We start from the raw sequence: 11,657 nt of genomic DNA on the forward strand, positions 1-11,657 counted from the left end.
GTGAAGGGTGAGGTGATCAAGACGGTGCCGGAGTCGAAGATCGTCGAGACCCTGATCGAGGAGGCGATGAAGATCGCCGAGCAGATGGAGTCCGACGGCGCCGCGTCGGGCGCCCCCACCGTCACGGGGACACCGGCAGTGACAGTGAGTTGAGCAAGCACAAACCGAGAGGGGGCCGAGCGTGACGATTCTGGAGAACATCCGGGGACCACGCGACCTGAAAGGGCTGTCCGAGGCGGAACTCGGTGAACTGTCCGAAGAAATACGCGAGTTCCTGGTGACCGCGGTGGCCAGGACCGGCGGTCACCTCGGGCCCAACCTGGGCGTGGTGGAACTCACCGTCGCACTGCACCGGGTCTTCGAGTCGCCGGTCGACCGCATCCTGTGGGACACCGGCCACCAGAGTTATGTGCACAAACTGTTGACGGGGCGTCAGGACTTCTCGAAGCTGCGCGGCAAGGGCGGCCTGTCCGGCTATCCCTCCCGCGAGGAGTCCGAGCACGACGTCATCGAGAACAGCCACGCCTCCACCGCGCTCGGCTGGGCCGACGGGCTCGCCAAGGCCCGCCGGGTGCAGGGCGAGAAGGGCCATGTGGTCGCGGTCATCGGAGACGGCGCGCTCACCGGCGGCATGGCCTGGGAGGCGCTGAACAACATCGCCGCCGCGAAGGACCGCCCGCTGATCATCGTGGTCAACGACAACGAGCGGTCGTACGCGCCCACCATCGGCGGCCTCGCCAACCACCTCGCCGCCCTGCGCACGACCGACTCCTACGAGAAGGTGCTCGCCTGGGGCAAGGACGTCCTGCTGCGCACCCCGGTGGTCGGCCCCACCCTCTACGAGTCGCTGCACGGCGCGAAGAAGGGCTTCAAGGACGCCTTCGCCCCGCAGGGCATGTTCGAGGACCTGGGCCTGAAGTACGTCGGCCCGATCGACGGCCACGACATCAGGGCCGTCGAGTCCGCGCTGCGCCGCGCGAAACGCTTCCACGGTCCGGTCCTCGTGCACTGCCTCACCGAGAAGGGCCGCGGCTACGAACCGGCCCTGGCGCACGAGGAGGACCACTTCCACACCGTCGGCGTCATGGACCCGCTCACCTGCGAGCCGCTGGCACCCGCCGACGGGCCGTCCTGGACATCGGTGTTCGGCGACGAGATCGTCCGCATCGGGGAACAGCGGGACGACGTCGTGGCGATCACGGCGGCCATGCTGCACCCGGTGGGCCTCGGCAAGTTCGCCGAGCGCTTCCCCGACCGGGTCTGGGACGTCGGCATCGCCGAGCAGCACGCGGCCGTGTCGGCGGCGGGCCTGGCGACCGGAGGGCTGCACCCGGTCGTCGCCGTCTACGCCACCTTCCTCAACCGCGCCTTCGACCAGCTGCTGATGGACGTCGCCCTGCACCGCTGCGGCGTGACCTTCGTCCTGGACCGGGCCGGCGTCACCGGCAGCGACGGCGCCTCCCACAACGGCATGTGGGACATGTCGGTCCTCCAGGTCGTGCCCGGCCTCAGAATCGCCGCGCCGCGCGACGCCGACCAGTTGCGCGCCCAGTTGCGGGAGGCCGTCGCCGTCGACGACGCACCCACGCTGGTCCGCTTCCCGAAGGAGTCGGTCGGGCCGCGGATCCCCGCGGTCGACCGCGTGGGCGGCATGGACGTGCTGCACCGGGCCGAGCGGCCCGACGTCCTGCTGGTGGCCGTCGGCGTCATGGCCCCGGTGTGTCTGCAGACCGCGGAGCTGCTTCAGGCACGCGGCATCGGCTGCACGGTAGTCGACCCGCGCTGGGTCAAACCGGTCGACCCGGATCTGCCCGGGCTCGCCGCCGGCCACCGCCTGGTGGCCGTCGTGGAGGACAACAGCCGGGCCGCCGGGGTGGGTTCCGCCGTGGCGCTGGCGCTCGGCGACGCGGACGTCGACGTGCCGGTGCGCCGGTTCGGCATCCCCGAGCAGTTCCTCGCGCACGCCAAGCGCGGGGAGGTGCTGGCCGACATCGGTCTCACCCCCGTCGAGATCGCCGGACGGATCGGCGCGAGCCTCGCCGTCAGGGAGCTGAGCGACGGCACAGTCAAGGAGAAAGCTGAATGACCAAGGAGTTCGACCTCGGCGCCCTCCTGGCCGAGCGCGGAGCCGAGCGCTACGAGCTGCACACCGCGTACCTGAACCACCAGCTCCCGCGCATGCTGCACACCATCGGCTTCGACAAGGTCTACGAGCGGGCCGAGGGCGCCTACTTCTGGGACGCGGACGGCAACGACTACCTGGACATGCTCGCCGGGTTCGGGGTGATGGGCCTGGGCCGCCACCACCCGGTCGTACGCAAGGCGCTGCACGACGTCCTCGACGCCCAGCTCGCCGACCTGACCCGGTTCGACTGCCAGCCGCTGCCCGGACTGCTGGCCGAACGGCTCCTTACGCACAGCCCGCACCTGGACCGGGTGTTCTTCGGCAACAGCGGCACGGAGGCGGTGGAGACCGCGCTGAAGTTCGCCCGGTTCGCCACCGGCAGGCCGCGGATCCTCTACTGCGACCACGCGTTCCACGGCCTGACCACCGGCTCGCTGTCGGTCAACGGTGAGAAGGGCTTCCGGGACGGCTTCGCCCCGCTGCTGCCCGACACGGCCGTACCCCTCGGCGACCTCGACGCCCTCGCCCGGGAACTGGCGAAGGGCGACGTCGCCGCGCTGGTCGTCGAACCGATCCAGGGCAAGGGCGTGCACGAGGCACCGCCCGGCTATCTGCGCGCGGCCCAGGACCTGCTGCACCGGCACAAGGCCCTGCTGATCGCCGACGAGGTGCAGACCGGACTCGGCCGGACCGGTGACTTCTACGCCTACCAGCACGAGGACGGCGTCGAACCGGACCTGGTGTGTGTGGCCAAGGCACTGTCCGGTGGCTATGTGCCGGTCGGCGCCACCCTCGGCAAGGACTGGATCTTCAAGAAGGTCTACTCGTCCATGGACCGCGTGCTGGTCCACTCGGCGAGCTTCGGCTCCAACGCGCAGGCGATGGCCGCCGGTCTTGCCGTGCTGGCGGTGATGGAGGACGAGCAGATCGTCGCACGCGCCCGGGCGACGGGCGAGCAGTTGCGCTCCCGGCTGGCCGCGCTCGTCGACAAGTACGAACTGCTCGCCGACGTCCGCGGCCGGGGCCTGATGATCGGCATCGAGTTCGGCAGGCCCAGCTCGCTCAAGCTGCGCAGCCGCTGGGCCATGCTGCAGGCCGCCCGCAAGGGCCTGTTCGCGCAGATGGTCGTGGTCCCGCTGCTCCAGCGGCACCGCATCCTGACCCAGGTCTCCGGCGACCACCTGGAGGTGATCAAGCTGATTCCGCCGCTGGTCATCGGGGAGGCCGAGGTCGACCGGTTCGTGGACGCCTTCACCGCGGTGATGGACGACGCGCACAGCGGTGGCGGCCTGATGTGGGACTTCGGCAAGACGCTCATCAAGCAGGCGGTCGCCAACCGGTGACCGTCCTGCCCGGCGGCACCGGTTGCCCCTGAGGCTTTTGCCTCACAGGCAACAAATTTGCCCAGCGGGCAAACCTGCGGCTCAATGGAGGCATGTCCTCCTCCGAAGCCGAGCTGTCCGCGGTCGCGCCCCAGCTCCGCTCGCTGCGCCGCCGCGCCGGCCTCACCCTGGAGGCGGCGGCGCACTCCGCGGGGCTGTCGCCCGCCCATCTGTCCCGGCTGGAGACCGGGCAGCGCCAGCCCTCCCTGCCGATGCTGCTCGCACTGGCCCGCGTCTACGGCACGACCGTCTCGGACCTGCTCGGCGAGACCGTCGCCGACCGGGACGCGATCGTGCGCGCCGCCGACATGGAACCGACCCGTGCGGGCGGCTGGACCTACTGGCAGGCCGGTGCTCCCGGCCGCGGCATGCAGGCGCTGCGCGTCCACGTGCCCCACGGCTCGCAGCGCGACATCGTGCGCGTGCACCCCGGCGAGGAGTGGCTGTACGTCCTCAAGGGCCGGCTCGCCCTGCGCCTCGGGGCCACCGCCCATGTCCTCGCTCCCGGCGACAGCGCGCACTTCGACTCGCTGACCCCGCACCGCCTCGCCGCCGAGGACCACGACGGGGTGGAGCTCCTGTTCGTCCACACCCTGCTGCAAAGTCCCACGGCCGCACTGTGCCTGGGCCCCATCACTGGAGAGCTGCCATGAGTGACATGGAGGAGAAGTTCCCGCGCGCCCTGTGGATCCGGCTGATCATCTACATCGCCGTCGGCCACATCGTGGCGGGCTTCATCTATCTGCTGTTCGAGGTGGGCGCCAAGGGATGAGCGGCGACGGGACGACGGCCGGGTGACGGCCCCAAGGTGAGCGTCCGTCAGTCCAGCAGCCGCTCGCGCAGCCGCTCCCGGGTCCGCGGCGCCAGACCCAGTCCCTGTGCCAGATAGGCGTCGACACCACCCCAGGTCTGCTCGACGGTCTCCATGGCGGCCGTCAGATACGCGGCGCGCGCGTCGAACAGCGGGCTGAGCAGTTCCATGATCTCGGGTGTGTACGCGGTGTCCGCGCTGCCGCTGCGGCGCACCCGGTAGCGGCGGTGCTTGGCGTTCGACTCCAGGTAGTCGGCGAGGATCGCCTCGCGCTCCACTCCGAGGGCGAGCAGCGTCACGGCGATGGACAGGCCCGCGCGGTCCTTGCCCGCCGCGCAGTGCATCAGCGCCGGGACACTGTCCTCGGCCAGCGCGTGCAGCACCCGGGAGTGCTCGGCGGTGCGCTCCGTGATGATCGAGCGGTACGAGACGATCATCCGGTGCTCGGCCTTGCCGTCGCCGAGCAGCTGCCGCAGCTGGCCGACGTCGCCGTCACGGACCATCGTCCAGAACTCGGCGCCGTCCGCCGGGTCGGTCAGCGGCAGGTTGACGTTGCGTACGCCGGGCAGCGCGACGTCCGGCCCCTCCAGCTCATGGTCGGCGGCATTGCGGAAGTCGAAGATCGTGTGCAGGCCCAGGGAGGAGAGGAACGCGGCGTCGGACTCGGTCGCGTGCGCCAGGTGGCCGCTGCGGAACAGCACGCCGGGGCGCACCCGCCGGCCGTCCGCGGTCGGCAGTCCGCCCAGGTCACGGAAGTTGCGCACACCGGCGAGTTCGGGCTCGATCGACGGGACCTGCTGCGTCACGGAGGCTCCTTTTGGCCGGACCCCGCGACGCGGCTCGTCGACGGGCACGCCGTCGACCATACGACATGGTTTTCCCGCGGCAACGAGTTGTCCACAGGAGTCGCCCCACGGGCCGTAGCACTTGATGACGTCGAGGCGTGAGCGCAGTCGCGGGCGCTTGTGAGGTCCGACGACGGACAGCGCCGAGGACGCCCGTACCTGGCTCCTGAGTGGCGCAGCGGTACGGCGAAACCGTTCCGGCGCCGCGGCTGCGCGGACTTGATCCGTCGGTGTCGTACGAATGCCGCGAAACGGATGAAATTCACCGTGACGCGGTGCTGTTGCGCCACGGGCCGGGTGCACCGGACTCCGCGGCGATCTGGACGCCACGGCCCTTCGGCTGCGCCACGCCTGACCCTTCTGACCGAATTGCGAGTTATGCGTTGGAGGGCGTGAGGAGCGTCATAGCCGTGACAATGCGTCGCCCGTCATGACCACGTAATGCACGGGCGCCTTGCGGGACTTGGGAAAGCCCGCAAGGCGGACATGCACGGACGGTGACCGGGAATTCCCGTGACGGATCAAGAGAAACGCGCACCGGGTGAAGCCGCTCCTTGTCCGTTCGCGTCCCGCTCGCTTACGTTCGCCACCAATCCGGACGGACCGCCGAATCCTGCCGCCGCCCGGATCCCCGACACACCACTCACCCGTGCACGGCAGGAGCGGGGGACCCACCAGGCACGACTGCCTGTCCCGGTCTCCGGGACGGCTAGGGGTGAAGCCGCGCCATGCGCGGCCGGGCAGCTCCAGCCCGAACCCGACAGCTCACCTCGCAGGCGCCGGAGAGGAATTCGCCATGCCCGCGAAGGGTAAGCACCGCCGTCCCAAGACAAAGCGCCTCACCCGCTCCATAGCCGCTGCCGGAACCGGCGGCGCCGCGCTCGCCCTGCCGCTCATCGGCGCCGCCGGGGCACATGCCGCCACCCCCGAGACGGCACCCCACGCCGCCGCGCAGCAGTCCGTCCAGTCCGGCACCGTCGAGAAGAAGGCGGCCGCCGCGGACTCCGGCACCCGGACCTACTCGGTGCGGCCGGGCGACTGGCTCGCCAAGATCGCCGAGGAACAGGGCGTCAGCGGCGGCTGGCAGCGGATCTACCAGGACAACCGCGAGGCCATCGGCGGCAACCCCTCACTGATCCACCCCGGTCTGAAGCTCGCGCTCGGCGAGCGGGCCACGACGGGGACCGGCTCCTCGTCCACCGAGCCGTCCTCCGCGAAGTCCTCGTCCGACGGATCCGCCGAGTCCACCGGGTCCAACAGGGCCGACGGGTCCGCGCGGCAGTCGACGCCGCCGGCGTCCGACACCTCGGCCGACAGCGCTCCGGTCGCCCAGAACACCGGGACCGCCGCTGCCACCGGCTACGGCCTCCCCGTCGACGGCGCCCGGATCGGGACCGCCTACCGCACGGCGGGCGGCATGTGGTCCAGCGGCTACCACACCGGTGTCGACTTCGTCGTCCCGACCGGCACCTCGCTCAAGGCGGTCGGCGCGGGCACCGTCGTCTCCGCGGGCTGGGGCGGCGCCTACGGCAACCAGGTGGTCCTTCAGCTCAGCGACGGCCACTACGCGCAGTACGCCCACCTGTCGCAGCTGTCCGTCTCGGCCGGCCAGACCGTCACCCCGGGCCAGCAGGTCGGCCTGTCCGGCGCGACCGGCAATGTGACGGGCCCGCACCTGCACTTCGAGATCCGCACCACGCCGAACTACGGCTCGGACGTCGACCCGCTCGCCTACCTCCGCTCGCACGGCGTCACCGTCTGACAAAGCGGTCTGACAAAGCGCCACCCCATACGGCGAGGGCCGCACCGGGAACCCGGTGCGGCCCTCGCCGTATGGGCCCCCGAGGCACGGCAATTCTCCGCCCAACACCCCCGCCCTCCGGCCTATTCCCGCGTTGGGAGACTCTTGGGGAGTGTCTTATCTCACCGTTCGTCAACCCCTTCCTACGATCGCGTAGGTCACATCCGAAGGGGAATCATGGGCCGACGTGGCAGACGATTCGAAGAGTGACAACACAGCGGTGATCGGGTCGTACGTGGCGGTGGGGGACAGCTTCACCGAGGGCGTCGGCGACCCAGGCCCCGACGGGGCGTTCGTCGGCTGGGCCGACCGGTTCGCGGTCCTGCTCGCGGACCGCCGGCCCGAGGGCGACTTCCAGTACACCAATCTCGCCGTGCGCGGGCGGCTGCTCGACCAGATCGTGGCCGAGCAGATCCCCCAGGCGGTCCAACTCGCGCCGGACCTCGTCTCCTTCTGCGCGGGCGGCAACGACATCCTGCGGCCCGGCACCGACCCGGACGAGGTGGCCGAGCGTTTCGAGCGCGCCGTGGCCCGGCTCACCGCGGCGGCCGGCACCGTCATGGTGACGACCGGCTTCGACACCCGCGGCGTGCCCTTGCTCAAGCATCTGCGCGGCAGGATCGCCACGTACAACGGGCACGTCCGGGCCATCGCCGACCGGTACGGCTGCCCCGTGCTCGACCTGTGGTCCCTGAAGGCCGTACAGGACCGCAGGGCCTGGGACGACGACCGCCTCCACCTCTCGCCGGAGGGGCACACCCGCGTCGCCCTGCGGGCCGGCCAGGTCCTCGGCGTCGAGGTCCCGGCCGACCCGGAACAGCCCTGGCCGCCGCTGCGGCCCCGCGGCACCCTCGAAGTGCGCCGCGACGACGTCCACTGGGCCCGCGAGTACCTGGTCCCGTGGATCGGGCGCCGGCTGCGCGGCGAGTCCTCGGGCGACCATGTGACGGCCAAGGGCGCGCTCTCCCCGGACGACATCAGGACGCGCATCGCCTCCGTGGCCTGAACCGCCGGGGCGGTGACCGTGCCGGGTCCCCGCCCTGGCGCGCGCGCCGCTCGGCGCAGCCGTGCCGGTTCCCTGCCTGGGTGCGCGTGCCGTTCGGCGCAGCCGTGCCAGGTCCCTGCCCGGGTGCGCGCGACGTTCGGCGCAGCCGTGCCGTCAGCGCCTCCCGGACCAGACACAGTTCGCAGGAGACCGCCTGGTCCACCCACACCCAGCGCCGGGACCGCGGCACCGCGCCCGGGTACGACGTGTGCCACACGGCGAGCCCGCCCAGCAGGGCCGTCAGACACCGCCCCGCGACCGCCCCGCCGTGCCCGGGCAGGCAACTCGCCCCTCGGCCTGCTCGACGGCGGCCCGCGGCAGTGCCTCGTGCCGCTCGGCCGCGCACTCGCCACGGTCACCCGCACCTCACCGGCTGCCAGGGCTTTGTGGAGGCGGTCACCCCGCGGGCGCTCGGTGCGCGACCGATCGACCCCGCGTCGGCCCCCGCGCCGACGCGGGCGTACGACCCCGGGTACCGCCGGTGGCCCGCCCGGGGATTGACCATAATGGAGGACTCCACCGACTCCACCAGGAGGTACCGTGTCCGGTTTGCGTTCCCTGAGCTCCGGGCTCCGCGCGTTGCAGCCCGCGGCCTTCGGCGCTGACCCGGGCGGGGCCCGCCTGGCGCGCATCCGCACGTCGCCCCACTTCAAGGACGGCGTCTTCCAGAACCCCGGCGGCCCCGCCCGGACCCGGCCCTCCGGTTCGATGCTGGACTTCGCCAAGGTCTACTTCGACCGGGACCAGCGGCCCCGCCGCGCCCCGCAAGGCGCGGTCCCGGTGCACGCCACCACCCTCGCCGACCTGTCCCGGCCGCCCGCCACCGGGCTCCGGCTCACCTGGATGGGCCACTCCAGCGTGCTCGCGGAGATCGACGGGCACCGGGTGCTCTTCGACCCCGTCTGGGGCGAGCGCTGCTCCCCGTTCGCGTTCGCCGGGCCCAAGCGGCTGCACCCGGTGCCGCTGCCGCTGGCCGCGCTCGGCCCCGTCGACGTCGTGGTCATCTCGCACGACCACTACGACCACCTGGACCTGCCCACGATCAAGGCGCTGGCCGGCACGGACACCCTGTTCGCGGTGCCCCTCGGCGTCGGCGCCCACCTCGAACACTGGGGGGTGTCCGCCGACCGGCTGCGGGAGCTGGACTGGCACGAGTCGACCCGCGTCGGCGGGCTCACCCTCACCGCCACCCCGGCCCGGCACTTCTGCGGTCGCGGCCTGCGCAACACGCAGCACACCCTCTGGGCGTCCTGGGCCGTCGCCGGCGACCGGCACCGGATCTACCACAGCGGCGACACCGGCTACTTCGAGGGCTTCAAGGACATCGGAGCCGAGCACGGCCCGTTCGACGCCACGATGATCCAGATCGGCGCCTACAGCGAGTTCTGGCCGGACATCCACATGACCCCCGAGGAGGGCGTGCGCGCCCACCTCGATCTTCAGGGCGGGCGGGCGCACGGGGCGTTGTTGCCGATCCACTGGGGTACCTTCAACCTGGCCGCCCATGCCTGGGCGGAGCCGGGGGAGTGGACGCTGGCCGCGGCCGACGCGGTCGGCCAGGCGGTCGCGGTCCCCGTTCCTGGCGAGCCCTTCGAGCCCGCCGGGGACCTCCCCACGCGTCCCTGGTGGCGGGATGTGTCCCTGCCGCTGAACCGCACGTGGCCCGTCCCGGAGACGGCCCCGAAGACGACCCCCGACGACCTCGACCTCGTGGGCGAGGGCTGACCACGTCTGTCGGCGCCGTACCCCTCAGCTCAAGGGCACCTCCGAGCGGATGTGTTGGCTCGCCCAGTGCTACGGCGAGGTGGGCAGGTGGGGGCTGCGGAGCACTAGCAGGGTGATCTCGCTGGGGGCGAAGACGCGGAACGGCGGGCCCCAGAAGCCGGTGCCGCGGCTGGTGTAGAGGAGGGTGCGGGGGCCGTGGTGGCTGAGGCCGGCGAGGGCGGGCTGGTCGATGCGGACGAGGTGGTGGAAGGGCCAGATCTGGCCGCCGTGGGTGTGGCCGGAGAGCTGGAGGTCGATGCCGGCGGCTGCCGCCCGGTCGACGAACTTGGGCTGGTGTGCCAGGAGCAGGACGGGTAGGTCCGGGTCGGCGCCGTTCAGGGCTCCGGCGAGGTGGGCGCGGTGGCCTGCCAGGCCGGAGGACTCGGCGGTGACGTCGTCCACGCCGGCGACCACGAGGGTGTCGCCTCCGCGTTCGAGCAGCAGATGGCGGTTGCGCAGCGGCTCCCAGCCCAGCTCGTCCATCAGGTCGACCCAGCCCTGGGCCTCGCTGTAGTACTCGTGGTTGCCGGTGACGTATACCCGGGCCCAGGTGGCCCGCACGGTACCGAGTGGGACGGCCTGGGCGCGACGGCGTTCGGCCGTGCCGTCCGCGATGTCGCCGGTGTGGCAGACCAGGTCGGCTTCCAGAGCGTTCACGGTCTCGCACACCCGTGCCGACCAGCGAGCGCGATCGAGTGGGCCGTAGTGGGTGTCGGTGATGAGGACGACACGGAGGCCGTCCAGCCCGGCACCCAGTCGCGGGAGTTGTACGTCGAGTCGGCGCACGCGTGGCACGCGGCGGGCCTCGGCGTACCCCCAGGCGAGCAGTACGGCGGTTACGCCGAGGACGGCCCATGTGACGATTCGGGCGCGGTCCTGACTCTCGCCGACGCCTGCCACGGTCAGGGCGAGCCGCAGGAGGACGCCGAGCAGAACGGACCAGGTGAACAGGACCCAGCTGGTGCCCAGCAGGGTGTCACCGATGATCGCGGCCCGGTCCTGCTGGCGCCGGCCGTGGCCGCGCACCATCGCGAGCGGCATACACAGGAGGCCGACGGCGAACAGGGCGGTGCCGGTCAGCGTGATGGGCAGCGGCCAGTGCTGGCCGGTGTACAGAAGCACCCCACAGGGCACGGCCCACAGCAGGAAGGGGGCGATCAGCGGGATGTAGCGCATCAGGCGGTGCAGTCGGCTCTGCCGCGGCGCTTGCGCTTCCCCCTCGGCGGGCCGGGTGTCGCTGGTGTCGGTCACGCTTCCCCTCTCTGGCCAGGCTGCGCGTCTCGCGCACTGTATCCGGTCGTCCTCGGGCCGGCCGGACCGGCGTTCATGAGAGCGACCCCTGGGGGCGAAGGGTTCTCCAGCCTCAATACCGGTAACTCAGGGGCGTTCGCTTGTTATGGCGTGGCAGGAGCGGGTCGGCCGAAGTCGTCCGGTGAGCGGTTGTCGGACCGGCTGACCGGCGGGTTTGCAGGGCGCGCGGCGTTGGCGTACGCCGAGGCCGGCCACGGCGATCAGCATGAGGGTGAGCAGCACCGCCATCGCGATCGGGCTCGGCCGACGGGAAGTTGGCCAGGTCCGCGTGGATCTCCAGCTTGTTGCCCGAGGTGTCGAAGGACTCACCCCGCCCGCCGGCCTCTTCTCGGCGTGCCGTTCGCTCGCAAGTGCATCGGGTTCGTGCTGCACGCCTCCCCGGAATCCGCCTCGTTCGACACGGCCGCCCGCAACATGATCAGTGCGTGGAGGCCATGGCCCTGGTGTCGTCGCCCGGTCCCTCGGCCGCGGCGAGGGTGCGGTTGCGGCGGACGGAGGACCAGAAGGAGGCGCCGATCAGGATGACGCCGACGAGGCCGGTGATGACCTCGTTGATCTGGTACTGGATGGTGA

Annotated in this window: 10 protein-coding genes, 2 pseudogenes and 1 riboswitch; of the genes and pseudogenes, 9 read left to right on the top strand and 3 right to left on the bottom strand. The window is 71.6% G+C overall.

All coding sequences use genetic code 11. The features are described from left to right. The 5 genes and pseudogenes from ACIRFL_RS42645 to ACIRFL_RS42665 form a co-directional block, all read left to right on the top strand. Window positions 1-153, top strand: a pseudogene (locus tag ACIRFL_RS42645) (4-hydroxy-3-methylbut-2-en-1-yl diphosphate synthase); the annotation flags it as partial. Between the two features lie 28 nt (window positions 154-181). Next, on the top strand, window positions 182-2,086 hold the full coding sequence (gene dxs, locus ACIRFL_RS42650; protein ID WP_404040828.1) for a 1-deoxy-D-xylulose-5-phosphate synthase: 1,905 nt from the start codon (window positions 182-184) through the stop codon (window positions 2,084-2,086). Then, on the top strand, window positions 2,083-3,468 hold the full coding sequence (locus ACIRFL_RS42655; RefSeq protein ID WP_404040830.1) for an aspartate aminotransferase family protein: 1,386 nt from the start codon (window positions 2,083-2,085) through the stop codon (window positions 3,466-3,468). Before dxs ends, ACIRFL_RS42655 begins: the two co-directional genes overlap by 4 nt. A gap of 92 nt (window positions 3,469-3,560) precedes the next feature. Next, a complete protein-coding gene (locus ACIRFL_RS42660; protein WP_404040833.1) occupies window positions 3,561-4,160 on the top strand; it encodes a helix-turn-helix domain-containing protein in 600 nt (199 codons plus the stop codon). Next, complete coding sequence (locus ACIRFL_RS42665; RefSeq protein WP_121891722.1) at window positions 4,157-4,279, top strand: DUF6126 family protein; 123 nt, start codon at window positions 4,157-4,159, stop codon at window positions 4,277-4,279. The genes ACIRFL_RS42660 and ACIRFL_RS42665 overlap by 4 nt, the downstream gene beginning before the upstream one ends. 47 nt (window positions 4,280-4,326) lie before the next feature. Here the strand turns inward: ACIRFL_RS42665 and ACIRFL_RS42670 are convergent, their stop codons facing one another. Next, entirely contained in the window at window positions 4,327-5,124 is a 798-nt protein-coding gene (locus tag ACIRFL_RS42670; protein WP_404040835.1) for a tyrosine-protein phosphatase, read from the bottom strand. A gap of 212 nt (window positions 5,125-5,336) precedes the next feature. On the opposite strand from ACIRFL_RS42670, the pseudogene ACIRFL_RS42675 reads away from it, so the two are divergent. From ACIRFL_RS42675 to ACIRFL_RS42690, 4 genes and pseudogenes are all read left to right on the top strand, one after another. After that, a pseudogene (locus ACIRFL_RS42675) lies at window positions 5,337-5,518 on the top strand (hypothetical protein); the annotation flags it as partial. A gap of 279 nt (window positions 5,519-5,797) precedes the next feature. Continuing rightward, a riboswitch (cyclic di-AMP (ydaO/yuaA leader) is annotated at window positions 5,798-5,955 on the top strand. 4 nt (window positions 5,956-5,959) lie between these two features. Next, window positions 5,960-6,925, top strand: a complete 966-nt coding sequence (locus ACIRFL_RS42680; protein ID WP_404040837.1) for a peptidoglycan DD-metalloendopeptidase family protein — start codon at window positions 5,960-5,962, stop codon at window positions 6,923-6,925. A gap of 259 nt (window positions 6,926-7,184) precedes the next feature. Continuing rightward, the gene (locus ACIRFL_RS42685) at window positions 7,185-7,970 is read left to right on the top strand and encodes an SGNH/GDSL hydrolase family protein (protein WP_404040845.1); all 786 of its coding nucleotides are present in this window, start codon (window positions 7,185-7,187) and stop codon (window positions 7,968-7,970) included. A gap of 579 nt (window positions 7,971-8,549) precedes the next feature. Continuing rightward, a complete protein-coding gene (locus tag ACIRFL_RS42690) occupies window positions 8,550-9,734 on the top strand; it encodes an MBL fold metallo-hydrolase (protein ID WP_404040840.1) in 1,185 nt (394 codons plus the stop codon). 69 nt (window positions 9,735-9,803) lie between these two features. Here ACIRFL_RS42690 and ACIRFL_RS42695 read toward each other — a convergent pair whose 3' ends face one another. After that, window positions 9,804-11,024: a metallophosphoesterase gene (locus ACIRFL_RS42695; protein WP_404040842.1), complete on the bottom strand. Its 1,221-nt coding sequence runs from the start codon at window positions 11,022-11,024 to the stop codon at window positions 9,804-9,806. A 478-nt stretch (window positions 11,025-11,502) separates the two neighbouring features. Further along, window positions 11,503-11,657 (bottom strand): DUF475 domain-containing protein (locus tag ACIRFL_RS42700; RefSeq protein WP_404040847.1); only part of this gene is annotated, 155 nt, incomplete at its 5' end.

It is taken from the genome of Streptomyces sp. NPDC102462, from assembly GCF_044765425.1.
GTDB lineage: Bacteria > Actinomycetota > Actinomycetes > Streptomycetales > Streptomycetaceae > Streptomyces.